We start from the raw sequence: 22377 nt of genomic DNA on the forward strand, positions 1-22377 counted from the left end.
CACAGTGACGTATTGAGGCCGGGTGATCGGACATCGGTTTCCCGCTACCGGGGGCCGCCTCGGCTCGACTCCGGGACCCACCGGCGGTGGCGTCCAGGGAGAGCTGAAGGGAGCAATGCCCGCATCCGACACGACGAAGGGAGCTTTCCCTGCGTGACATGCGTTGAAAGGCCCCTTCAGCCCGCGCCAGAGACCCCTCTCAGCGCTCGTTATCCAGGTCAGCCAAAGTGCCGATAATGTACATTATGTCAAGTAGCCGGGATGTCGGCGCTCCCCGGCGATTCCAGAGCATATGGTTCGATGGCCCGGTGATTCCGACCGAAGCGGACCTCGTGGACGCGTTGACCACCGCCGCTCGCTCCGCTGTCACGGACGGACGAAGGACTGTTCGGAGCCGCCGAAGCTCGTGCGGGCGTGGTGGTTCTGGTCGAAGTCGTTCCCGACGATGAGAAGAACGCCGACCGGGCCCGCCGCCTCAATCCGCCCGGACCGGCACTGGACGTCTGGCTGGCCGGCTGGTCCTAGGCTGCGCGACCAGTGGCCAGCACCGCCGCGAGGCCTTCCTGGAGGTCCTTGACGAAGTACTCGGGAACCTCCAGAGACGGGAAGTGTCCCCCGGCTTCGGGCGCCCTCCATCGGACGATCTGCCGGTACCGCTCCTGCGCCCAGGGGCGCGGGTACTTCTCGATGTCGCGTGGATACATGGTGATCGCGGACGGGACGTCGACCCGAAGCTCGGGATCGAGCGAGTTGTGGCTCTCGTAATAGATCCGCGCTGACGACGCTCCGGTCCGCGTCAGCCAGTACAGGGTGACGTCGTCAAGAATCCTGTCCCTGGGCATGGTCTCGAACGGGCTGTCTTCGGTGTCCGTCCATTCGGCGAACTTGTCGAGGATCCAGGCGAGAAGTCCGACCGGTGAGTCGACGAGCGAGTAGCCGATCGTCTGCGGGCGGGTCGCCTGCTGCTTCGCGTACGCCGCCCGGTGATGCCAGAAGTCGTAGGTTTCCTCGGTCCACCTGCGCTCGACCGCGGTCAGTCCTTCCGTCGTCAGTCCGGGCAGTCCCTCCGCGAAGGTCGTGTGGATGCCGAGGACGTGCTCCGGGAACCTGCCGCCGAGCACGGTGGTGATGTTGCCTCCCCAGTCTCCCCCGTGCGCCGCGAACTTGTCGTAGCCGAGCCTTTCCATCAGTTCCACCCAGGCGGCGGCGATCTTTTCGGTTCCCCATCCGGTGGTGGCCGGCTTGTCGCTGTAGCCGAAGCCTGGCAGTGACGGGACCACGACGTGGAACGCCGGAGTGTCCGCGCTCTTCGGATCCGCCAGTTCGTCCACTACGTCGACGAACTCGGCGACGCTGCCTGGCCAGCCGTGCGTCAGGATCAGCGGTGTGGCGTCCGTGCGCGGGGATCGACGGTGCAGGAAGTGGATCCCCAGGCCGTCGATGGTCGTGCGGAACTGTCCGATTTCGTCGAGGCGCGCTTCGAACGGCCGCCAGTCGTACTCGGTGCGCCAGTAGTCCACTAGCTCGACGAGGTCGGCGAGCGGGACGCCCTGGTCCCATCGGCGTGGGTCGGGTGCGGCGCGGTAGACCGTCTCGGCTTCCGGGAGTCGTGCCGCGGTCAATCGTGCGCGCAGATCGTCGAGTTCGGCGTCGGTCGCGTGGGCTTCGAATGCTTCGACGTCGCTGGTTGAGCGGGGCATGTGACCTCCTGACCATCGAGGAACCGGCTAAGACGGTTCTAACACGTCGCCGGGTCAGGGTGCAACCGGCTAAGGTGGTTCCATGTCTGCTGGGTTTCCCGACTTCCGCCTCGGTACCGTGCTGGCGACCAGCTTCACGGCGACCCTGACGGAGCGCCGCGGCGACGCTTTGGAGCGCATACCGACGCCGCAGCGGCTCGTCGACTGGCTGGCGGTGAGCGGCCTTGCCGTCGACTCCTGCACCGCCGCTCAGCTCGACCTGGCTCGGGAGTTGCGGGAGTCGATTCATGCCGCCGCGACGGCGGCCGCGATCCACGCCGCTCCCCCGGCGTCGGCTGTCCGCATCATCAACGAACGCAGCATTCAGGGTCGGGCCGCGGCTGTCCTGACGCCCGAGAACACTCGTGAGTGGCGCCTGACTTCGGCGTCCCGGGTGGAAGACGCCCTCGGTGTGATCGCCGCCGACGCGATCAGCATCATTTCCGGCGAGCGAGACGGGAAGCTGGCCTTGTGCGCGTCACCGACCTGTCAGGCTGCCTTCTTCGACACCAGTCAGAGCCGCACGCGCAAATGGTGCGACATGGGTACCTGCGGGAATCGCCAGAAGAAGGCGCGCTTCACTGCCAATCAGCGCAAGAACGCCGGTTGAGCCTGCTCACCACTCCCCTGATCCGAGGTCAGGAGCGTTCTGTGTCGGCGACGTGGACGTTCATCGTGCAGGGGATCCTGCCGTCGGCGTCGGCCAGTTCCGCTGCCTGCGTCAGGAATTCCGCTTCGAGTGACCGTACGACTTCGGAGTCGAGTGGCATGAAGTTGTAGATCATCGAGAGGCGTGCCCACACCTGTTCCGCGGTGCCACCGAGGTCGATGGGTTCGGTGCCCCACGCGACGGGTGAGAAGCCGGCGGGGGCGAGAATCTCGTCGAGGCCGTCCTGGCGCAGGGTGCGGCTGTCCCCCAGCAGGGGAATCCGCTGTTCCGGCGGGGCGCCGTCGAACGCCGGACGGATCAGTTTCTGGAACAGCTCGTAGCTTCCGCTTCCGCCCGCTCGGCCACTGCTGAGGATCAGCGCCAAGCGCCCACCGGGAGCCAGGACCCGGGCCAGTTCCGTGGCGACTTGGTCGATGTCGGACATCAGCATGAAGGCCATGTGGGAGACGCACGCGTCGAAGCCGCCGTCGGGGAAAGGCAGTTCCTGCGCCCGTCCTGTCGTCAGCGGCACGCCGTGGAGGGAGGGTCGCTGACGCGCGAGTGCCAAGTCTGCGCTTGAGAGGTCGACTCCGGCGACCTGGTGGCCTGCCCTGGCGAGTAGGTCGAGGAGGAAGCCGTCACCGCAGCCGAGGTCGAGTACCCGGGTGTGTCCTGAGACGCGGTCTCTGAGGATTTCGTAGCTCGACCGCCCATCGGGTGTGCGGCCGTCGCTCATCATGCCCGACGTCGCTGCCGGGTTCCGGGCGTGGAATTCGCGTAGGAAGGCCTCTTGAGTCGCCGTGGTCATGCTCCCCCGTCATTTCTCGTCGCGTGATCCGAGCCGTTGGGTGATCCGGTCGAACAGCTCCCCCAGCGGCTCGCCGACTTCCCGGCCGAACTCGGTCAGGCCGTAGGTGACCTGGGGTGGTGTGGTCGGTTCGACCTTCCGCCAGATCAGGCCGTCCTGGAGCAGGGCGCGCAGGGATTGGGCGAGCATCTTCTCGCTGATGCCTTCGATGCTCTCGCGGAGTTCGAAGAACCGGAGATCGTTGCTCTGCAGGGAGATCAGCACCCAGATTCCCCAGCGGCTGGTGATGTGGTCGACCATGTCACGGGCTGGGCAGTCGGTGTGAAACACCTCATACCGGGTCTTGGTGTCGGCCTGGGTGATCTGCGCGCCTCCGGTCACGTCGGGAGCTTACCCAGAGGTATGTACTTACCAGAAGTAAGCCCGGCTTCTAGCGTCCTGACCACAGAAGACATCGGACGAGGGAGCTTTCATGATCGTGGTGACCGGGGCTACCGGGAACATCGGCCGGCCGTTGACCGAGGCGTTGGTCGCGGCGGGCGAGCAGGTGACGACGGTGTCGCGGCACGCCGCGGTGGCGCCGGAGGGCGGTCGGCATGCGGTGGCGGACCTGGCGGACCCCGCCGGCCTTGAGCCCACCTTGGCCGGGGCGAAGGCGTTGTTCCTGCTGCTGTCCGGTGAGCTGCACGCCACCGGGGCCGACCCGGCCGACATCATCGGCCGGGCAGCGGCGAGCGGGGTTCGCCGGGTTGTCCTGCTTTCCACCCTGGGTGTGGCGACCAGGCCGTTCGGGGCGACGCGGATCGCGATGCGTGCGCTGGAGGACGTGGTGCGGGAGTCCGGTTCGGATTGGACGATCCTGCGGCCGGGTGGCTTCGCTTCGAATGCTTTGTGGTGGGCGGAGTCCGTGCGTTCGCGGCAGGTGGTCGCGGCGCCGTTCGGGGACACCGGGGTGCCGATCATCGATCCGGCGGACATCGGGGAGGTCGCGGCCGCTTGTCTGCTGGACGATCGGCATCTCGGCGAGGTGTACGAGCTGACCGGTCCGGCGGTGATCACGCCGCGCGAGCAGGCCGCGGCGCTCGCCGGGGTGTTGGGTTCTCCGGTGGGTTTTCGCGAGCTCACCCGGGCCGAGGCCAAGGCGGGGATGGTCCGGAGCATGCCGGCGGAGCTGGCGGACGACACGTTGGACATCCTGAGTTCGCCGACTCTGGCCGAGGTTCGGGTGAGTCCGGACGTGGAGCGGGTGCTCGGTCGTGCGCCGCGGTCGTTCGCTGAGTGGGCTGCCCGGAACGTCGCCGCGTTCCGCTGACGGGTGGCGCTAGGCTCATCGGGAATCGAAACTGGGGGTCACCGAAATGTCCGAGAGCAGCGCTGTGCGCGTCGATCCGTCCAACGAGCGCATGTTGAAGGCGTGGAACGGCGATGAAGGCACGCTTTGGGCGAAGCGTGCGCAGCGGTTCGACGACGGGGTCGCGGCGTACCGCGACACCTTCTTCTCCGCGGCCGGGATCCGGCCGGGAGACCGTGTTCTCGATGTCGGTTGTGGGGCCGGTCAGACGACGCGGGACGCGGCGCGGCTGGCCACCGAGGGGTCAGCGCTCGGTGTCGATCTCTCCGGTGAGATGCTCGGGCTCGCCCGGCGTCTCGCCGAAGAGGAGCGTGTTCCCAACGTCTCGTTCGAGCAGGTGGACGCTCAGGTCCATGGGTTTCCGGACGCGGGTTTCGACGTGGTGATCAGCAGGCATGGATCGATGTTCTTCGGTACTCCCCTGGCCGCGTTCGCCAATCTGGCCAGGGCGACCCGGCCGGGGGGCCGTCTGGTGCTGCTGACGTGGCAGCCGTTGCGGCTCAACGAATGGGTCACGACGTTCCGGACGATTTTCGCGGCGGGCCGCGAGGTTCCGTCGGTGAATCTCGCGCTCAGCGACCCGGGCGAAACCGAGGCGCTGCTGAGCTCCGCCGGGTACGGCGATGTCCGGTGCACCGCGGTGACCAAGCCGATGTATTTCGGGCAGGATGTCGACGACGCGGCCGAGTTCATCGTCGAGCAGCATGGCGGGCGGTTGAGTGGCCTGGACGAGGCCGCCCGGGCGAAGGCGGTCGGGAGGTTGCGTGCCGATCTCGCCGAGCACCAGACCGACCGAGGCGTTTTCTACGGCTCGGCGGCCTGGCTCGTCGAGGCCCGACGTCCTTGATCTAGGGCTTGCGGGCGATGAGGTAGGCCTGCGGGGTGTTCTCGAACTCCTCGGACGGCTCACGGACGAGCTTGGACAGCACGCTGAATCCCGCCTCCCCCAGCTGTTCGGCGATCTTCTCCGGCGAGAGCCGGTACGCGTCGCAGGTGATGTCGTGCCCGTACGCGTGCTCGATGTGGCGCACTTCGTCGCCGACTTGGAACGCCACCATCAGGTGGCCGCCCGAGGCGAGGATCCGGTGGAAGTCGGTGAAGATCTCCGGCAGTCGTTCGCGTGGGGTGTGGATGATCGAGTACCACGCGACGACGCCGGTCAAGGAACCGTCCTCAATGGACAAACCGGGCATCTCCCCGGTTTCGAAGTCCAGGTGCGGGTACCACTTCCGGGCGACGGCGACCATCTCCGGGGAGAGGTCGATGCCGCGGATGTCGAGCCCGAGGCCGTGGAGGTAGTCGGTGATGCGGCCGGGGCCGCAGCCGATTTCGGCGACGCTTCCGCCGCCGGCGGCCTGGACGAGTTCGGCGTACGCGCCGAGCATGGCCCTGTCCCAGGTGGATCCGGCGAGATGGTCGCGGAGGACTTCGGCGTAGTCGGCCGCGACGGTGTCGTAAGCGGTGCGGGTGATGTCGAGGTAGTCGGTCACGGCGGGCACCCTAGCGACGGGCTCCGACAACAATCGTCGCGTACAGGTCGTCGTCGGTGATCACTTCGGGCCGTAAACCGTTGTGCGTCATGGCTTCCGCGGTGCTCGCCGATTGGGTTTCGCCGGTTTCGATCAGCAGGTGCCCGCCGGGGGCGAGCCATTGTGTGGCCTCGGCGGCGACGCGGCGGTGGACGTCGACGCCGTCGTGGCCGCCGTCGAGCGCGACGCGGGGTTCGTGGTCGCGTGCTTCGGGCGGCATCATCGCGATGGCGTCGGTGGGGACGTAGGGGGCGTTGACGACGAGGAGGTCGACGCGGCCCCGCAGTGACGTGGGAAGGGGTGTGTAGAGGTCGCCTTCGAAGACCTCTCCCCCGGCTTCGGCGACGTTGATCCGGGCGCAGCGGACGGCGGCGGGTTCGATGTCGGCCGCGTAGAGCCGTGTTCCGGGGAGTTCGCGGGCGATGGCGGCGCCGAGCGCGCCGGTGCCGCAGCAGAGGTCGAGGACGACCGCGCGCGGTCCGGCGAGGGTGAGGGCGTGGCGGACGAGGAGTTCGGAGCGTTGGCGTGGCACGAAGACGCCGGGTTCGACGGTGATGCGGAGCCCGTGGAATTCGGCCCAGCCGAGGATGACTTCGAGTGGTTCGCCGTCGACGCGGCGTCGGACCATGGTGTCGAGGTCGGCGGGTGTGCGGGCTTCGGCGGTGAGCAGCCGGGCTTCGTCTTCGGCGAAGACGCACCCGGCCGCGCGAAGCCTGGCGATGATGGTCACTTGTCTCGCAGTCTGGCGAGGATTCCGTCGAGGGCCTGGCGGACGGTGTCGGGGACGCCGTTGGTGCGCAGGTCGGTGAGGAAGTGTTCGTTGAGCCCGCCGGGGGTCATGTGCTTGCCGGTGAGGGTTTCGAGGGAGCCGCCCTGCTCGATCAGGGACTGGCCGAGCTGGCCGAAGATGTGGCTGGTGAAGGCGGTCGCGACGGTGTCCTCGATGCCTTGGTCGGTCATCCAGGCGGCGATGGTGCCGAGGTAGTCGAGGTGGGCGGCGAAGGTGGCCGTGGCGCCGCTGAAGATGTCGAGGTCCTTTTCGGCGGCGGGGACGACGCTGCCGCCGATGCTGTCGAAGAGGGCGCGGGCTTCGGCGTTGTCGGGGTACATGGCGGTGAGGCTCTGGCGGCGGGCGGCCGGGGGCAGCGGGATGCTCCGGACGACTTCGCCCGCGGGGGCGGCCCAGTCGCGCAGCCGGTCGAGGGGGACGCCGGCGAGGGCGCTGATCAGGACGTGGTCGGGCCGGAAGGTGAGGTCCTGGAGGACTTCCTCGGCGATCGGCGGGCGGACGGCGAGGACGATGGTCGTGGCGCTGTCGACGACGGCTTGGTTGCTGTCGCGGACTTCGACGTTGGCGAAGCGGGCCGAGAGTTCCTGTCCGACGCTGCGGCTGCGGGGTGAGAGGAAGATCGAGGGCGGTTCGGCGATGTCCTTGCTGAGGCCTTCGACGATGGCGGCGGTGATCTCGCCGGCACCGATGAATCCGTAGTTCATGGTCGCTCCTTCAGGCTCCGGTGTGGCCGTCGACGCGTTCGCGGATGAGGTCGGCGTGGCCGTTGTGCCGGGCGTACTCGCCGATCATGTGGATGTAGAGCATGCGGAGCGAGAACGGGCTGTCGCCGAGGTCGAAGGTGTCGTCGAGGGATCCTTCGGCGGCGGCTTCGTCGGCGAGGCGGATCTCTTCGAGGAGGATGTCGTAGGCCTCTTCGGCTTTGTCGGCGTCGAGGGCTTCGAAGTCGTGGTCTTTGCCGAGGGCGGGGTCGTAGAGGGGGCCGATGTCCTGTGCGGCGTAGCGCAGGCGGAACCAGAAGCGTTCGACCTTGGCCAGGTGCCGGATGAGGCCGAGGAGGGTGAGGTTCGAGGGCGGGACCGACGCCGTGGCGAGCTGTTCTCCGGTGAGGCCGGCGAGTTTGTGGAGGAAGGTACTTCGGTGCCAGTTCAGCAGGGTGGGCAGGAGAACGCGTTCGTCGGCGGCGGTGTCGCCGGACGGACGTGTCACCTCGGGGGCGGTCCAGGTCATGACGGCGATCATGCCATCGGGTGACGGGGGCTTGTGGTGGACGGGACGTGAGCGGGGTCACGGGGCGCGGGCCGAATCCTTTCGTGGGGGGCGTGGCTCTTATGGGGGCCGGGACGAACCCGGCGGGAGAGGGAGGTAGTCGTGGAGTCCGAGTGGCCGAGGGAGTCTTTGGTCGCGGCGGCGCAGGGTGGGGACGCGGACGCCATCGCCGCCTTGGTCTCGGGTTCCCATCCGCATGTGCAGCGGTTCGCGCGCTCGTTGTGCGCGTCGCCGGAGGACGCGGAGGATTCCGCGCAGGAGGCGCTGATCATCCTGTACCGCAAGATCGGCACGTTGCGGGCGACGGGTGCGCTCGTGTCGTGGATGTTCCGGATCGTGCGCAACGAATGCCTTCGGCGGGCGCGGCGGGCGGTGCGTGGTGACGATCTGGCGGTGTCCGGGGCGGTGGTCTCGGCGGAGGACGACGCCTTGGAGCGGCTGGAGGCCCGCCGGGTCGCCGCGGCGATCGCCGAGCTGCCCGCCGATCAGCGTCGTGTCCTGATCATGCGGGACATCCAGGGTCATCCGGGCCGGGTGGTCGCGGACGCGCTCGGCCTGAGCACGGCGGCGATGAAGTCCCGTTTGCATCGGGCGCGGGCGACGGTCCGTCAACTGCTGCTTCCGTAAGTCGAATTCCCCCTTTCCGTCTTATCTCGTAAGGAGTCGTCATGCTCGAAATCGGTTCGACCGTCCCTGACCTCGTGCTGGAGGACACCGCCGGGCAGACCGTCCGGCTTTCGGATCACCGCGGCACGGACCACGTGCTGCTCTACTTCATGCGCTCGACGACGTGCCCTGTGTGCACCGGCCACGTGAAGGATCTCGCCAGGCGGGCCGCGGAGCTGGACGCCGCCGGGGTGCGCGTTCTGGTCGCCGTTCCCGAGGGCCGGGCCGAGGCCGCGGCGTGGCGGGCGAAGCGCGGGCTGTCGCTGCGGGTGGTCACCGGCCGCCAGGGCACTCCGCATGAGGCCTTCGGGCTGGCGAAGAAGATGCTGCAGCAGTCGGGCAGCGTGTTGATCGATCGGGACGGGGTGGTCCGTCACGCGCATGTGGCGACCATGCCGACCAGCGCTTATGACAAGAAGGGGATCGCGGAGGCGATCGAGGGGCTTGCTCGCGTGCGTTGACTGAAGGTGTGAATCGGTGCTTCACTTCTTGGGTGCCGTATCGCCGTACACCCAAGGTCCAGGAGCGACTGGACGCCCAGCGCGACGCCGTCCTCGCGGCGGCCATCGAGCAGCTGGCCGAGCGCGGGTACGCGGGGTGCTCGGTGTCCGCGGTCGCCGAGCGGGCCGGGGTGGCCGTCGGGAGCGTGTACCGCCACTTCCCCACCAAGGTCGCGCTGGTCGTGGAGTTGTTCCGGAAGGTCGTCACGCGTGAGGTCGAGGCGGTGCGTGCGGCGTCGGAGCGGCCCGGCGCGCCGGCGGAGCGGGTCGTGGCGGTCTTCGACACCTTCGCCGGCCGCGCGTTGAAGACCCCGCGGATGGCGTACGCGCTGCTCGCCGAGCCCGTCGACGCGCCGATCGAGGCCGAGCGGCTGGTGTTCCGGCGCGCGTTCCGCGACATCGTCGCCCAGCACGTGGCCGACGGTGTCCGGTCCGGGGTGTTCCCCGCCCAGGACGCCGAGGTCACCGCCGCGGCGCTCGTCGGCGCGGCGGCCGAGGTGCTGATCGGCCCGTTGACCACCGGCAGTGCGGACGAGGTGTCCGGGCTGCGCACTTTCGTCCTGCGTTCTTTGGGAGGTTCCGATGCCGGTCACTCATGAGGTCACCAACCAGGTGCCACCGCTGGTTGAGTACGACGTCGCCGCCGATCCGGCCCTGCTGGAGGGCCTGCAGCGGGCGGACGCCGGCTGGGCGGTGGCGGAACTGCACGCGCTCGGCAGGCTGGCCGGGAGCGAGCAGGCCCAGGAGTGGGGCAGGCTGGTCAACGAGAACGAGCCGGTGCTGCGGACGCACGACCGGGTCGGGAACCGGATCGACGAGGTCGAGTTCCATCCGTACTGGCACGAGCTGATGGACGTCGCGGTGTCCTACGGGCTGCACGCGACGCCGTGGCGGGACTCCCGGCCGGGCGCGCACGCGGCGCGGGCGGCGAAGATGTACGTCTGGGGTCAGGTCGACGCTGGGCATACGTGCCCGATCTCGATGACGTACGCGGCGGTGCCGGCGTTGCGGTTCAATCCCGAGCTGTCCGAACGCTACGAGCCGTTGCTGGCGGCGACGGAGTACGACTTCGGGTTGCGGGAGCCGAGCTCGAAGCGCGGGCTGATCGCCGGGATGTCGATGACGGAGAAGCAGGGCGGTTCCGACGTCCGGGCCAACACGACCACGGCGCGGCCGCTCGGTGACGGCAGCTACGTGATCGTGGGGCACAAGTGGTTCACCTCGGCGCCGATGTCGGACATGTTCCTGACACTGGCCCAGGCGCCCGGTGGGCTGTCGTGCTTCCTGCTCCCCCGCGTCCTGCCGGACGGCTCCCGCAACGGGATCCGGTTGCAGCGGCTGAAGGACAAGCTCGGCAACCGGTCCAACGCGTCGTCGGAGATCGAGTACGACGACGCGATCGGCTGGCTGATCGGCGAGGAGGGCCGCGGGGTCCGCACCATCATCGAGATGGTGAACAACACCCGGCTGGACTGCGCGGTCGGGAGCGCGTCGGGGATGCGGTACGGCGCCGTACGGGCCGTCCATCACGCGCGGCATCGTCGTGCGTTCGGGGCGGACCTGGTGGATCAGCCGCTGATGGGCAACGTGCTGGCGGACCTCGTCGTGGAGTCCGAGGCGGCGACGACGGTCGGGATGCGGCTGGCGGCGGCCACCGACCGGCCGGGTGACGAGCAGGAGCAGGCGTTCCGGCGGCTGGGCCTGGCGGTGACGAAGTACTGGGTGTGCAAGCGCGGTCCGTCGCACGCGGTGGAGGCGCTGGAGTGCCTGGGCGGCAACGGGTACGTCGAGGAGTCGGGGATGCCGCGGCTCTACCGCGAGGCTCCGCTGATGTCGATCTGGGAGGGCTCGGGCAACGTCGCGGCGCTGGACGCGTTGCGGGCGATGGCCAGGCAGCCGGAGTCGGTGGCGGCGTACTTCACCGAGGTCGAGCAGGCAGCCGGTGCCGACGCCCGGCTGGACGACGCGACGGGACGGCTGCGCAAGGAGCTGGCCGACCTGTCCGACATCGAGTACCGGGCACGGCGGCTGGTCGAATCGATGGCGCTGGTGCTGCAGGGCTCGTTGCTCGTGCGGCACGGGACACCGGCGGTGGCCGACGCGTTCTGCGCGTCGCGGCTGGGCGGCGACTGGGGTGTCGCGTTCGGGACGCTTCCGTCCGGTGTGGACACCCGGGCGATCATCGCCCGCGCCGAGGTCTGAGTCCGGCACCTCTCTTTCAACGCTCTGTACCTGCCTGGCCACGTCGTGCGCCGGTCCGGCCGGTTACCCCGGCCGGACCGGCGCCGCGCACTGCGAACAGCCGCAGGATTGCGGAATTCGGGTGCATCCAAGGGCCCGCGGGTCGGCTACGTTCCTCGGTCATGGTCGATCGCCGAAGATGCCTGGTCCTGATTCCCCTGGCACTGCTCGCTTCCGGGTGCGCGAGCACCGAGCCGACTCCGCTCTTCTCGGCGGCGAGTGCGGGACCGTCCACGGAGAACGTGCCGATGATGGAGGCGGCGGCCCCGTCCGGCTCGCCGTTCGTCGCGGTGGACGGACGGGATCTCAAGGCCTGCGCCGACGGGGAGTGCGAGGTACTGGTGCGGACCGGTGACCAGATCCCGAACGACGGCGGGGCCGGGCCGCTTTCGGTCGCGATCCAGGCCGGGCGGGTAGGTCTCGCTCCCGCCTCCGGTGGAATGGGTGAGGCGGTGTCGGGTCCGCCGGGGATGGTTCATCGGATCAACCGGCAGGAGATCGTCGTCGTCGCCGTGCAGGGCAGCGAAGGGATCATCCGGCTCAGCAAGAAGTAGCGCGATCAGTTCAGGCCGGCGATGAATTCGCCGAGCAGCCGGTTCGCCGGACCGGACGTGAACAGGCGCTCGAAATCCGCGCGCGCCACCTGATGACGGAACTCCCCTCGATAGGTCGCGTCCCCGGCGTCGTGGACGGTGTCGGTGAACCAGGTCGCGAACGCCTGGTAGTTCCACACGTCACGCAGGCGGTTGTCGGAGTACGCCGCGAGCAGGCTCGGGTCGTCGTGCCGGTAGTAGCCGACGAGGGCTTCGGCGAAGACGTCGGCGTCGTAGAGGGCGAGGTTCATGCCTTTCGCGCTCGACGGCGGGACGATGTGCGCGGCGTCGCCGAGCAGATGGAGCCCGCCGTGGCTCATCGGGCTGAGCACCTCGCCGCGCAGCGGCAGAGGTTGCTTCTCCACGATCGGGCCTCTCGTGGCGATCGGTTCGCCGAAGCGTGTTTCGAGTTCACTCCAGACGCGCTCGTCCGGCCAGTCCTCGGCGGTGTCGTCGAGCGGGCACTGGAGGTAGAACCGGCTCGCCGTGGGCCCCCGCCCGAACTGGGCCGCGAAGCCGCGCCGGTGGATCGCGAGCAATGTCGGGTGGACGGCGGGCACTTCGGCGAGGACGACCAGCCAGGCGTAGCCGTACTCGTGGGAGTGGCGGGTGAGGCGGTTCTCGGGGATGGCGGCCCGGGTCGCGCCGTGGCTGCCGTCGCATCCGGCGATGAAGTCCCCTTCGATGATCGACCCGTCACCGAGGCGGACGCGGGGGCGGTCGATGTCCTCCACGGTCACTTCGGTGCCGAACCGCAGGTCGCCTCCGTCCTGTTCGAACACGGTGATGAGGTTGCGGACGAGAACCTGCTGGGGACAGAACCGGCCTTCACGGTATTCCTCGGCGGGGAGTTCCAGCCAACGGTCCTGGCCGTCGATGCGGAAGCCGAGACCGGCTTGGACGGGAGTGCCGCCGACGACCCGGTCTTCGAGGCCTCTTTTGCGGAACGCGCGGGTGGCCCGGGTGTCGATGACTCCGGCGCGCTGTCGTCGTTCGACGTGGTCGCGGTCGCGCCGTTCGAGGACGACACAGTCGATTCCCTCGCGCAGCAGGAAGTTACCGAGCGCGAGCCCGGACACCCCGGCTCCCACGATCACGACAGGTTTGTGCTCTTTCGCTGTGGACATGCTTTCGAGTTTCACGCAGGTCGCGTCGTCCTAGTACCGGTATCCTGACGCATTATGCTCGAATTCCGCCAGGGTGCGCCGGGTGACACCGGCCGGGGATCACTGACCCACGGGCAACTGGTCGGCCCGCATTCCCATGTCCGGGGTCAGCTGCTCTACCCGTCCACGGGCGCGCTCGCGACCACCACGGAACGGGGGACCTGGGTCGCGCCCGCGAACCGGGTCACCTGGACTCCGCCGGGCTTCGAGCATTCCCATCGGGCTTACGGCGCGACCGAGGTCAGGCGCATCGACCTGCCCGTCAGGCTGTGCCGGTTCCTTCCCGCCTTGCCGTCGGTCTTCGCCGTGACACCCCTGCTGCGCGAGGTTCTCCTGGCGCTCAGCGACGGGCGCACGCGCGGCCCCGGGCCGCGTCACCGGCTCCGCGGGCTGATCATCGACGAACTGACCGACGCCCCGCAGCAGGAGCTGTACCTGCCCGAACCCGCCGACGACCGGCTGCGAGCGGTGACCTCACTGCTGCACGCCGATCCGTCGAGCTCGGCGACGTTGCGCGAACTCGGGCGAAGCGCCGGTGCCAGCGAGCGCGTGCTCAGCAGGCTGTTCCAGGACGAACTCGGGGTGAGCTTCCGGCAGTGGCGGAGCATGCTCCGCGTCCAGCACGCCCTCGTCCTGCTCGGCGACGGGCACCCCGTGACCACCGTGTCGTCCCGCTTGGGCTGGGCGAACCCCACCAGCTTCATCGAGGCCTTCGTCGGCGTCGTCGGGGAAACCCCAGGTCGCTACCAGGCCGGTTTGAGACACGCTTAGTCCTGTACCTACTAGTATGTACGACATGCATGCGATGCAGTACGAGATCACTCTCCCCGCCGACTACGACATGGGCATCATCCGCGAACGTGTCGCCACGCGCGGGCATCTGCTCGACGACTTCGCCGGCCTGGGGCTGAAGGTGTACGGGATCCGGGAGCGTGGCGTCGACGGCTCGACGCTGAACCAGTACTCGCCCTTCTACCTGTGGCACGACGAGGCCGGGATGAACGCCTTCCTGTTCGGCGGCCCGTTCAGCGGCATCGTCGAGTCGTTCGGGCGTCCCGCCGTGCAGCACTGGACCGTGCTCGGGTTCGAAGAGGGCCCCGCGTTCGGCACTCCGCCTGTCGCCGCGGGAAAGCACGTCGTCTCGATCCCCGCCGAGACCGACCCGGTCACCTTCCTGGGCCAGGCCCTCGACGGGCTTCACGAGCACCTGCGGCGGGACGGGGCACATTCGGGCGCACTGGCCGTCGACCCGCGAACCTGGCAGGTGGTGCGCTACAGCCTGTGGACCGGCGAGGCACCCGAGTCCGACGAGGTCCGGTACCGGATCCTCCACCTGTCCTCGCCACAGCTGGACGAGCTGCGGCGAGGACGGCAGTGGGATCAGCCCAGCAGCGCGGCGAACAGCGCGCCGGGATCGGACTCGGGCGGACCGGCGGGCCACTGATCCCGGTACGGGTACCAGAGCCCGTCCTTGCCCAGCCGCACCTGAACGCCCGTTCCGTGGACGGTGCACCGGTTGCGTTCGACGTCCAGGCCCTCGCCCGGATCGTCCACCACCTCGGCGAAGGCGACCCGTGCCCGGCCCATCGCCTGCGGCGGCGGTGTCCACGCGGTCTCCAGCACCTCGAGACCGGCCCGGCCGCCGTGCCGCCAGGCGAGGACCGCGCGGTCGAAGTCCTCACCCTTGCCGTCCGGGCGCAGGCGATCGGCCGTCTCCGGCCGGGTGGCGGCGAGGCGGACGGCGTCCTGCTTGCGGGTGAGCTTCGGCTGCGACGTCAGCAACGCGGTGGCCGCCTGACCCGCGTTGGCGACCAGCAGGGCGAAGGTCTCCGCCGGGATCCCGGGCGCTTCCGGCACGGTCGGGCCTCCGGAGGGCGCGAACGCGGCGAGGTCCGGCAACGGGCCCGGCTCGTCGGCGTAAGCCCGCTCGGCCGTCACGCCGTCGTCCCCAGTGCGCACGAACCGAGGCGCGTTGCGCCGCTGCAACTCGTCGAGGAGTTCCCGCTCCCCCTTGCCGCGCATCAGCAGCAGCACGAAAGGGTCCGCGTCGAGCAGCCACGACGCCTGGAACGACAGCGCCGCCGCGTGACGGCACGGCAGCTCCCAGCCGGGGCAGTCGCAGTCCGGGTCGAGGTCACCGATCCCGGGCAGCAGATGCACCCCGGCGTCGTCGGCGGCCTCGACGAGATCGTGCGGCATGTCCCGGTCCAGCAACGCGGCGAGATGCCCGGCCCGGGACGCGACCCGGTCGAGGAACCGGTCCCATTCGTCACCGGTCAGCTCCGCGAGACGGACCTCGGTGCGGTACTGGCCCTCCTGGTCGTCGACCACGGCGGCGATCCGCCCGGGGCTGACCGTGATCGGACCGACCCGGCCCGCCGCGGCGTACTTGCGGCCCTGTTTGAGCTGCCGCAGGTCCAGCGCGGTGTCCTCCATCGCGCTGATCCACGCACGGCCCCACCACGAGCGGGCGAACTGGCCGTGTCCGCCCTGCCGCCCGAAGGCGGGGAAACCGCGGACGCGATCGTCGGGCGTGCTCATCGGCGGCTCCTCAACTCGACCAGATCGGCCAGCTCCTCGTCGGTCAGTTCGGTCAGCGCGGCCTCGCCACCGGCGAGCACCGCGTCGGCGAGCGCGCGTTTCTCCCGCAGCATCGCCGCGATCCGGTCCTCGACCGTGCCCTCGGCGATGAGCCGGTGCACCTGCACCGGCCTCGTCTGCCCGATCCGGTACGCGCGGTCGGTCGCCTGGTCCTCCACCGCGGGATTCCACCAGCGGTCGTAGTGCACGACGTGATCGGCACGGGTCAGGTTGAGCCCGGTCCCCGCCGCCTTGAGCGACAACAGGAACACCGGCACCTCACCGGCCTGGAACCGGCGCACGAGATCCTCGCGCTTGGGCACCGGCGTGCCGCCGTGCAGCAACTGCGTGCCGATCCCGCGCTGCGCGAGATGTCGCTCCAGCAGCCGCGCCATGGCGACGTACTGGGTGAACACGAGCACCGCGCCGTCCTCGGCGAGGATCGTTCCCAGGAGTTCGTCGAGCAGTTCGAGCTTGCCCGACCGGCCGTCCAGCACCGCTTCGGCGGGTTCCTTGAGGTACTGCGCCGGATGGTTGCAGATCTGCTTGAGCCCGGTGAGCAGCTTGACGATCCGGCCCCGGCGCGCGATCCCCTCGCTGCCCGCGATCTCGGCCATCAGCTCCCGCACCGTCGCCTCGTACAAGGCAGCCTGCTCGGCGGTGAGCGTCACCGGCCGGTCGGTCTCGGTCTTGGCCGGCAGTTCCGGCGCGATCCCCGGATCGGATTTGCGGCGGCGCAACAGGAACGGGCGGACCAGCCGGGACAGCCGCTCGGCCGCCTCGGGGTCCTTTCCGGACTCGACCGGCTTCGCCCACACACGACGGAAGTCGGCCATGGTGCCGAGCAGTCCCGGCGTCGTCCAGTCCAGGATCGCCCACAGCTCGGAGAGATTGTTCTCCACCGGCGTACCCGTCAACGCCACCCGCGCCGACGACGTCAGCGTCCGCAACGCCTTCGCCGTGCCAGAGCGATGATTCTTGACGTGCTGGGCCTCGTCGGCGACCAGCAGTCCCCAGCGGACTCCTCCCAGGGGGTCCGGGTCGACACGCAAAGTGCCGTACGTCGTCAGCACGAAACCGTCGCCGAGGTCGTCGAGCGAGCGCTCGGTGCCGTGGAACCGTCGCACCGGGACACCGGGAGCGAACCGGGTGATCTCGCGTTCCCAGTTCCCCAGCAGGGAAGCCGGACAGACGACCAGGGTCGGGCCGTCCGCGCGGTGCAGATGCAGCGCGATCAGCGTGATCGTCTTGCCGAGTCCCATGTCGTCGGCGAGGCAGCCGCCGAGCCCGATGGACGTCATGGCGGTCAGCCACTGCAGACCGCGCAACTGGTAGTCGCGCAGCGTCGCGGCCAGCCCCCGCGGCGGGGCCTGCGGTTCCGGTGGCGCGAGCAGCCGCTCCCGCAACGCGGCGAGCCAGCCGTCGGTGAGGACGTCCACCCGCTCGCCGTCGACCTCCGCCGTCCCGCTCAAGGCGGCGCCGAGCGCGTCGATCGGGGTCAGCGGTTTCAAGGCGCGGTCCCGCGCCTTCGCCGCCAGCGCCGGGTCGACCAGGACCCACTGATCGCGCAAGCGCACGACCGGACGGTGCGCCTCGGCGAGTGCGTCCATCTCCGCCGCGGTGAGAGGAGCGCCGCCGAGAGCCAGCTGCCAGTCGAATTGCAACAGCGAGCCGCCGGCGAAGAAGGACGGAAGATCGGCCGATGGCGCGTCACCCCCGCCGACGACGGCCTTCGCGCTCAGGTCGCGGACGAGATCGGCGGGCCAGTGCACGTCGATACCCGCCGTGGCCAGCAAAGGCGCGGCCGTGGTGAGCAATTCGGTGACATCGCCGTCGCCGAGCCCGACCTCGTCGGGGACCGCGGCGCCGAGCAGGGGTTCCAACGGTGGCCACAGCTGCGCGGCGCGGCGCAGGGCCAGCATCACGTCGATCCGCGCCCTCGGGCCGAACCGGTCGTCGCCCGCCCACAGCGCGGCGGCGTCGATCAGGACACCCGGGTCGGCGAGGCTGTGCACCTGGACGACCCCGCTGAAACGCCCGATCGCGAAGTCGTCCCCGGGTGCCTCGATCCGCACCGACACCCGGACCCCGGAGTCCAGCCCGGCCGCGACCTCGGCCGCCCAGTCCCGCAGCTGCGGGACGCGATGCGAGGGCGGAGCGGCGAAAGCTTTGACCCCCGCCGCCTGCGCGGCCGCGGGCGTCCGGGGAAGGGTGTCGGCCACGGCGTCGAGGAACGCGCGCAGCAACGGATACCTCGCGGGAAGCAGATTCCCCTCGCCGGGGATCGCCCGCGCCCGCGCCGGCATCGCCTCGGACAATTCGCGCAACCAGGCCGCGTCGGCGGGTTCCAGCGGGCCCGCGCGCCAGGCGTCCACATCGGACTCCGTGACCCCGGGAAGCAGCCGGCCCGCCTCGGCGAGCTTCAACGCCGCCGCGGCGGCCGTACTCCAGAAGCGCGCGGAGTCGTCGTCGCTCTCACCGAGACGCAGCAGTGCGGGGAGTGCCTCGGCCATCGTGAGCCGGACACAGGGCACCGTGGTGATCTCGGGGAGGGCGACGGTCACCTCCCCGGTCCCCGGCGTGTTCCCTTCGGCGTTCCAGAAGATGAATCCGCTGGCCCGAGGGGGATTCTTCGGTTCGAACACGACACTGCCGAAACCGTCGTGAGACGTCACTCAGCCCCAATCTCTGTACGGTGTACAGTTCAGGATAACACGACTCTGTACAGCGTAGAGAGAAAGTGATGACGGACGCGGACCACACCGGGACGGGCGATCCACGGCGGACCATCGAACTGCTCTGGGGTGTGCGCGAGAAACCCCGCCGCGGCCCCAAACCCAAGCTCACCGTCGACGAGATCGTCACCGCGGCGATCGAGATCGCCGACACCGAGGGCATCAGCGCGCTGTCGGTGCGCCGGGGCGCGGAGAAACTCGGCGTCTCCCCCATGACGATCTACACCTACATCCCCAGCCGCGCCGAACTGCTCGACCTGATGATGGACCGCGTCCACGGCGAGCTGACCGATCCGCCGGAGAGCCACGACTGGCGGGTCACGATGACGATCCTCGCCGAGGAAGCCTGGGAGATGTACCACCGGCATCCGTGGCTGCTGCAGGTCACCACCGGCCGCCTCCCCCTCGGCCCGCACACCTTCGCCAAGCACGAACGAGAACTGGCCGCCGTCTACGCGATCGGTCTCACCGATCTGGAGATGGACGCCGTGGTGGCGATGGTCAACGGATTCGTCCAGGGCATCGCGCGCGGCTCGGTCGAATCGGCGAGTCTCGTACGGCGGTCCGGGCTCACCGACATGGAGTGGTGGACGGCGAGCGCCCCGGTGCTCGCCGAGATCCCCGAAGCCGACGCGGGACTGTTCCCGCTGGCGGCGCGGATCGGCCAGGCCGCGGGAGAAGCGCACGGCGCGGCGAGCGCGCCACTGCACACCTTCCGGTTCGGCCTGGCGCGGATCCTGGACGGGGTCGAGCAGCTGATCAACGGTGATTCCGACGCCTCGGGAGCCGAACTGCCCTCGTGAGCGCCGAGCTCGAAACCCCGCCGGCGTAACGATCTTCGGCCGTCCGGGAACACCGGTGTTCCCGCGGGCCGAAACCTCCGATGCGGTACTTTCGCCGCGATTCGTCTGTTCGTGTCTTCTTCGTTCACGGCCCTGCCCGGCCGACGCGATTTCCGGCAATCATGACCTGGGGGAGGTCTCGCATGACTTGGGTATCGACCTGGTGGCGATCCCGCAGGTCGCCGCCGCCGCTGGTGCAGGACATAGTGCTGGCGGCCGTGTTGTGCGCCATCTGGTGGACGTGGCTGCTCACCCACGCCGAGTCCGGCCAGCGCCTCGCCGTCGAACTCGTGCTCTCCGCCGCGGGCACCTGGCCACTGGCGGTCCGCCACAAATGGCCGCTCCCGGCGTGGGCCGCGGTGCTGGGCGTCGCTGTCGTGGTGGCCTGGGGCGGCTACCCCACCGCACTCGGCGACATCCCCGCGCTGCTGGCCGTGTACAGCGCGGGCAACTTCCTCTCCGGCAGAGCGCAGGTCGTCTCGGGTGTCCTGAGCGTGGTGTGGAGCCAGGCCGTCCCCGCGATCCTGGGCCAGACGACGTCGGTCACGCCGTACCTGAGCGGGTTGCTCCTGTTCGGGACGGCATGGCTGCTCGGCGCGCAGCATCAGCGCACCCGCCAGCTCACCGAGGCACTGCGGCGCGAGCAGGAGAAGAACGCGCAACGCGCGGTGATCGCCGAACGCAGCCGGATCGCCAGGGACCTGCACGACGCGGTCGCCCACCACATCAGCGCGATCAGCGTCCACGCCTACGCCGCGAGCGAGGCACTGGAGGTCAACCCCGCCACGGCCAGGACGAGCCTCCGCCACGTGGGCGCCGCCAGCAAGGCGGTGATCTCCGAGGCCCGCTGGATCGTCGGGCTGCTCGACAGCGACGACGGCGAGCAGCGCACCCAGCCGTCGCTGCGGAACGTCGCCCGGCTGGTCGAACCGGTGCGGGCGGCGGGCAACGAGGTCACCGTGACGATCGCGCCGGCCGCGCTGGAGGTGGCGGAGTCGGTGCAGACCGCCGCCTACCGGATTCTGCAGGAAGCGTTGACGAACGTGGTCAATCACGCCGGTCCGACCACCGTGCGGGCCGAGGTGGAACGGTTTCCGCACGCACTGCGAGTCGAAGTGGTGAACGGCCGCAGCGCGGCCAAGAAGACGTCGAACCCGAGGTCGGGACGCGGACTGGTCGGGATGCGGGAGCGAGTGGCGCTGTTCGGCGGCAGTCTCGAGGCGGGGCCGGTCGACGGCGGCTACCGGGTCGAAGCCGTACTGGTCGTGGAGGAACCGTGACGTTACGGATCATGCTCGTCGACGACCAGGACGTCGTACGTGCGGGACTCCGGCTGCTGCTGGACGGCCGCGGCGAGCTCGAAGTGGTCGCCGAGGCCACCGACGGGCGCCGCGTGCTGGAGACCGCGCTGCGGCACCGGCCGGATGTCATCGTGATGGACATCCGCATGCCGGAGACCGACGGGGTCGATGCGATAACCGAACTGCGCGGTCATTGGCCCGCCGACTTCGGGGAATGCCCGGCGGTGCTCGTGCTGACCGCGTTCGATCTCGACTCTTACGTCTACGCGGCTTTACGCGCGGGCGCGAACGGATTTCTGCTGAAAACGAGCTCCCCCGACGAACTGGCCGCCGGAATCAGTGTCGTCGCGGCCGGTGAATCCATTCTGACGCCGAGCATCACCCGCCGGATCCTGCGTCAGTACATCGCGGACGGCCCACCGATCACGGCTCGCCGCCGGGACCCCGGCACCGCGAAGCCGGACTCGGCGGTGGCCTGCGCCCGCGACCGGCTCGGCGAGCTGACCGCACGGGAACTGGACGTCCTGCGCTTGATCGCGCTCGGGTACTCCAACCTGGAGATCGCGGGTGAACTCGACCTCAGCGAGCCCGCGGTGAAGAGCCGGGTGGCCAGGCTGCTGAGCAAACTGGGACTGAGCAACCGGGTGCAGGCGGCGATCGTCGCGTACGAGACCGGAGTCGCCACATTCAGCTCCGGATAGCCGAAAAGAATCGAAAGATTCGCCGCCCGGAATCTTTAGTCTCAATTGTGCGTAATCAGACTCAACTCTCCGAGTGAACCATCGGAATGCGGCGAAAGAACCAGTTTCCCGGTCGGGATTCTTGTTATCCTCGGCCGATGCGGGTATCTGGGGGAGAAGAAACTCGGAGGGTACGGCCTGTGGCCGGAGCGGGGCCGGTGCAAGTCCGGCTCGATCAGGTGCGCAAGGGGTACGGACGCGGCGAAGGACGGGTTCTCGCTCTGGACGGAGTGTCACTCACCTTCGCCGCGGGTACCTTCACCGCGCTGATGGGTCCCTCCGGTTCGGGCAAGAGCACGCTGCTGCACTGCGCGGCGGGGCTGGACAAGCCGGACGAGGGCCGCATCCACCTCGGCGACACCGAACTCACCCGGCTCGGCGAGTCGAAGCTGCTGGACGTGCGCCGACAGCGGATCGGGGTCGTCTTCCAGTCGTTCAATCTGGTCGCTTCCCTGACCGCCGCGGAGAACGTCGCGCTGCCCGCCAGGCTGGCCGGGCAGAAGGTGCGCCGCGAAGCCGTTCACGAACTGCTGGCCAGGGTCGGGCTGGCCGACCGGGCCCGGCACCTGCCGAGCAGCCTCTCCGGCGGGCAGCAGCAGCGGGTCGCGATCGCCCGCGCGCTGTTCACCGGACCGGACGTGGTCTTCGCCGACGAGCCGACCGGGGCACTCGACACCCGTGCCGGTGCCGACGTGCTGGGACTGCTCCGCGAAACCGTCGACACCTGGGGCCAGACAGTCGTGATGGTCACGCACGATCCGCGAGCCGCCTCGATGGCCGACCGGGTGGTGTTCTTCGCCGACGGGAAGGTCGCCGGTGAGCTGACGTCGCCCAGCGCGGAGCGCATCGGTTCCTGGCTGGCCGAGTTGGGGGCCTGA

General features: G+C 69.5%; 25 protein-coding genes. 15 read left to right on the plus strand and 10 right to left on the minus strand.

Annotated elements, in window-relative coordinates; genetic code table 11:
- The first annotated feature begins 384 nt into the window (after positions 1–384).
- Positions 385–525, plus strand: coding sequence for a hypothetical protein (locus tag IE302_RS04790; RefSeq protein WP_444541937.1), 141 nt, complete (start codon positions 385–387; stop codon positions 523–525).
- Here IE302_RS04790 and IE302_RS04795 read toward each other — a convergent pair.
- On the minus strand, positions 522–1700 hold the full coding sequence (locus IE302_RS04795; protein WP_191252080.1) for an epoxide hydrolase family protein: 1179 nt from the start codon (positions 1698–1700) through the stop codon (positions 522–524). The two genes, IE302_RS04790 and IE302_RS04795, sit on opposite strands and share 4 nt — an antisense overlap.
- Positions 1701–1782: 82 nt before the next feature.
- Here IE302_RS04795 and IE302_RS04800 point away from each other — a divergent pair, with 82 nt between their 5' ends.
- A complete protein-coding gene (locus tag IE302_RS04800; protein WP_191252082.1) occupies positions 1783–2349 on the plus strand; it encodes a CGNR zinc finger domain-containing protein in 567 nt (188 codons plus the stop codon).
- A 28-nt stretch (positions 2350–2377) separates the two neighbouring features.
- Here IE302_RS04800 and IE302_RS04805 read toward each other — a convergent pair whose 3' ends face one another.
- A complete protein-coding gene (locus IE302_RS04805) occupies positions 2378–3196 on the minus strand; it encodes a class I SAM-dependent methyltransferase (protein ID WP_191252084.1) in 819 nt (272 codons plus the stop codon).
- A gap of 9 nt (positions 3197–3205) precedes the next feature.
- Positions 3206–3577 carry a winged helix-turn-helix transcriptional regulator gene (locus IE302_RS04810; RefSeq protein ID WP_191252086.1) on the minus strand — a complete coding sequence of 124 codons (372 nt, stop codon included), beginning with the start codon at positions 3575–3577 and terminating at the stop codon, positions 3206–3208.
- 91 nt (positions 3578–3668) lie between these two features.
- On the opposite strand from IE302_RS04810, the gene IE302_RS04815 reads away from it, so the two are divergent.
- The gene (locus IE302_RS04815; protein WP_191252088.1) at positions 3669–4508 is read left to right on the plus strand and encodes an SDR family oxidoreductase; all 840 of its coding nucleotides are present in this window, start codon (positions 3669–3671) and stop codon (positions 4506–4508) included.
- Between the two features lie 46 nt (positions 4509–4554).
- Positions 4555–5394, plus strand: a complete 840-nt coding sequence (locus IE302_RS04820; RefSeq protein ID WP_191252090.1) for a class I SAM-dependent methyltransferase — start codon at positions 4555–4557, stop codon at positions 5392–5394.
- 1 nt (position 5395) lies between these two features.
- Here IE302_RS04820 and IE302_RS04825 read toward each other — a convergent pair whose 3' ends face one another.
- From IE302_RS04825 to IE302_RS04840, 4 genes are read right to left on the minus strand one after another with little or no spacing between them, the layout of a single operon-like run.
- On the minus strand, positions 5396–6037 hold the full coding sequence (locus IE302_RS04825) for a class I SAM-dependent DNA methyltransferase (RefSeq protein ID WP_191252092.1): 642 nt from the start codon (positions 6035–6037) through the stop codon (positions 5396–5398).
- 10 nt (positions 6038–6047) lie between these two features.
- Positions 6048–6806: a putative protein N(5)-glutamine methyltransferase gene (locus tag IE302_RS04830; protein WP_191252094.1), complete on the minus strand. Its 759-nt coding sequence runs from the start codon at positions 6804–6806 to the stop codon at positions 6048–6050.
- On the minus strand, positions 6803–7570 hold the full coding sequence (locus IE302_RS04835; protein ID WP_191252096.1) for an NAD(P)-binding domain-containing protein: 768 nt from the start codon (positions 7568–7570) through the stop codon (positions 6803–6805). Before IE302_RS04835 ends, IE302_RS04830 begins: the two co-directional genes overlap by 4 nt.
- Before the next feature lie 10 nt (positions 7571–7580).
- Positions 7581–8108 (minus strand): DinB family protein, encoded by a 528-nt coding sequence (locus IE302_RS04840; RefSeq protein ID WP_373307897.1) that lies wholly within the window; start codon positions 8106–8108, stop codon positions 7581–7583.
- Positions 8109–8237: 129 nt separating this feature from the next.
- On the opposite strand from IE302_RS04840, the gene IE302_RS04845 reads away from it, so the two are divergent.
- The 5 genes from IE302_RS04845 (at position 8238) to IE302_RS04865 (ending at position 12096) form a co-directional block, all read left to right on the plus strand.
- On the plus strand, positions 8238–8762 hold the full coding sequence (locus IE302_RS04845; RefSeq protein ID WP_191252100.1) for an RNA polymerase sigma factor: 525 nt from the start codon (positions 8238–8240) through the stop codon (positions 8760–8762).
- A gap of 41 nt (positions 8763–8803) precedes the next feature.
- Positions 8804–9262 carry a peroxiredoxin family protein gene (locus IE302_RS04850; RefSeq protein ID WP_191252102.1) on the plus strand — a complete coding sequence of 153 codons (459 nt, stop codon included), beginning with the start codon at positions 8804–8806 and terminating at the stop codon, positions 9260–9262.
- 32 nt (positions 9263–9294) lie between these two features.
- Positions 9295–9900 (plus strand): TetR/AcrR family transcriptional regulator, encoded by a 606-nt coding sequence (locus tag IE302_RS04855; protein WP_191252104.1) that lies wholly within the window; start codon positions 9295–9297, stop codon positions 9898–9900.
- Positions 9884–11503 (plus strand): acyl-CoA dehydrogenase family protein, encoded by a 1620-nt coding sequence (locus IE302_RS04860; protein WP_191252105.1) that lies wholly within the window; start codon positions 9884–9886, stop codon positions 11501–11503. The genes IE302_RS04855 and IE302_RS04860 overlap by 17 nt, the downstream gene beginning before the upstream one ends.
- 161 nt (positions 11504–11664) lie before the next feature.
- Entirely contained in the window at positions 11665–12096 is a 432-nt protein-coding gene (locus IE302_RS04865) for a hypothetical protein (protein WP_191252107.1), read from the plus strand.
- Positions 12097–12101: 5 nt separating this feature from the next.
- Here the strand turns inward: IE302_RS04865 and IE302_RS04870 are convergent, their stop codons facing one another.
- A complete protein-coding gene (locus IE302_RS04870; RefSeq protein WP_191252109.1) occupies positions 12102–13262 on the minus strand; it encodes a 4-hydroxybenzoate 3-monooxygenase in 1161 nt (386 codons plus the stop codon).
- Between the two features lie 54 nt (positions 13263–13316).
- Here IE302_RS04870 and IE302_RS04875 point away from each other — a divergent pair, with 54 nt between their 5' ends.
- Positions 13317–14072: an AraC family transcriptional regulator gene (locus tag IE302_RS04875; RefSeq protein WP_191252111.1), complete on the plus strand. Its 756-nt coding sequence runs from the start codon at positions 13317–13319 to the stop codon at positions 14070–14072.
- A 25-nt stretch (positions 14073–14097) separates the two neighbouring features.
- The gene (locus tag IE302_RS04880; protein ID WP_191252114.1) at positions 14098–14745 is read left to right on the plus strand and encodes a DUF4865 family protein; all 648 of its coding nucleotides are present in this window, start codon (positions 14098–14100) and stop codon (positions 14743–14745) included.
- Here the strand turns inward: IE302_RS04880 and IE302_RS04885 are convergent.
- Positions 14682–15842: an SWIM zinc finger family protein gene (locus IE302_RS04885; RefSeq protein ID WP_191252116.1), complete on the minus strand. Its 1161-nt coding sequence runs from the start codon at positions 15840–15842 to the stop codon at positions 14682–14684. The two genes, IE302_RS04880 and IE302_RS04885, sit on opposite strands and share 64 nt — an antisense overlap.
- Positions 15839–18556 carry an SCO1167/SCO6262 family helicase gene (locus IE302_RS04890; RefSeq protein WP_191252117.1) on the minus strand — a complete coding sequence of 906 codons (2718 nt, stop codon included), beginning with the start codon at positions 18554–18556 and terminating at the stop codon, positions 15839–15841. The genes IE302_RS04885 and IE302_RS04890 overlap by 4 nt, the downstream gene beginning before the upstream one ends.
- A 68-nt stretch (positions 18557–18624) precedes the next feature.
- Between IE302_RS04890 and IE302_RS04895 the strand changes: the two genes are divergently transcribed.
- The 4 genes from IE302_RS04895 (at position 18625) to IE302_RS04910 (ending at position 22377) form a co-directional block, all read left to right on the plus strand.
- Positions 18625–19419, plus strand: a complete 795-nt coding sequence (locus tag IE302_RS04895) for a TetR/AcrR family transcriptional regulator (protein ID WP_191252119.1) — start codon at positions 18625–18627, stop codon at positions 19417–19419.
- Between the two features lie 182 nt (positions 19420–19601).
- Positions 19602–20738 carry a sensor histidine kinase gene (locus IE302_RS04900; RefSeq protein WP_191252121.1) on the plus strand — a complete coding sequence of 379 codons (1137 nt, stop codon included), beginning with the start codon at positions 19602–19604 and terminating at the stop codon, positions 20736–20738.
- Positions 20735–21460 carry a response regulator gene (locus IE302_RS04905; RefSeq protein WP_181772075.1) on the plus strand — a complete coding sequence of 242 codons (726 nt, stop codon included), beginning with the start codon at positions 20735–20737 and terminating at the stop codon, positions 21458–21460. The genes IE302_RS04900 and IE302_RS04905 overlap by 4 nt, the downstream gene beginning before the upstream one ends.
- Positions 21461–21639: 179 nt before the next feature.
- Positions 21640–22377, plus strand: a complete 738-nt coding sequence (locus IE302_RS04910; protein WP_229907600.1) for an ABC transporter ATP-binding protein — start codon at positions 21640–21642, stop codon at positions 22375–22377.

This window comes from Amycolatopsis oliviviridis (genome assembly GCF_014654365.1).
Lineage (GTDB): Bacteria > Actinomycetota > Actinomycetes > Mycobacteriales > Pseudonocardiaceae > Amycolatopsis > Amycolatopsis oliviviridis.

Coding starts and splice junctions, on each gene's coding strand:
- IE302_RS04865 (WP_191252107.1), top strand. CDS start 11,665: ATGGTCGATCGCCGAAGATGCCTGGTCCTGATTCCCCTGGCACTGCTC.
- IE302_RS04800 (WP_191252082.1), top strand. CDS start 1,783: ATGTCTGCTGGGTTTCCCGACTTCCGCCTCGGTACCGTGCTGGCGACC.
- IE302_RS04870 (WP_191252109.1), bottom strand. CDS start 13,262: ATGTCCACAGCGAAAGAGCACAAACCTGTCGTGATCGTGGGAGCCGGG.
- IE302_RS04850 (WP_191252102.1), top strand. CDS start 8,804: ATGCTCGAAATCGGTTCGACCGTCCCTGACCTCGTGCTGGAGGACACC.
- IE302_RS04840 (WP_373307897.1), bottom strand. CDS start 8,108: ATGATCGCCGTCATGACCTGGACCGCCCCCGAGGTGACACGTCCGTCC.
- IE302_RS04815 (WP_191252088.1), top strand. CDS start 3,669: ATGATCGTGGTGACCGGGGCTACCGGGAACATCGGCCGGCCGTTGACC.
- IE302_RS04820 (WP_191252090.1), top strand. CDS start 4,555: ATGTCCGAGAGCAGCGCTGTGCGCGTCGATCCGTCCAACGAGCGCATG.
- IE302_RS04880 (WP_191252114.1), top strand. CDS start 14,098: ATGCATGCGATGCAGTACGAGATCACTCTCCCCGCCGACTACGACATG.
- IE302_RS04835 (WP_191252096.1), bottom strand. CDS start 7,570: ATGAACTACGGATTCATCGGTGCCGGCGAGATCACCGCCGCCATCGTC.
- IE302_RS04875 (WP_191252111.1), top strand. CDS start 13,317: ATGCTCGAATTCCGCCAGGGTGCGCCGGGTGACACCGGCCGGGGATCA.
- IE302_RS04885 (WP_191252116.1), bottom strand. CDS start 15,842: ATGAGCACGCCCGACGATCGCGTCCGCGGTTTCCCCGCCTTCGGGCGG.
- IE302_RS04895 (WP_191252119.1), top strand. CDS start 18,625: ATGACGGACGCGGACCACACCGGGACGGGCGATCCACGGCGGACCATC.
- IE302_RS04900 (WP_191252121.1), top strand. CDS start 19,602: ATGACTTGGGTATCGACCTGGTGGCGATCCCGCAGGTCGCCGCCGCCG.
- IE302_RS04795 (WP_191252080.1), bottom strand. CDS start 1,700: ATGCCCCGCTCAACCAGCGACGTCGAAGCATTCGAAGCCCACGCGACC.
- IE302_RS04805 (WP_191252084.1), bottom strand. CDS start 3,196: ATGACCACGGCGACTCAAGAGGCCTTCCTACGCGAATTCCACGCCCGG.
- IE302_RS04860 (WP_191252105.1), top strand. CDS start 9,884: ATGCCGGTCACTCATGAGGTCACCAACCAGGTGCCACCGCTGGTTGAG.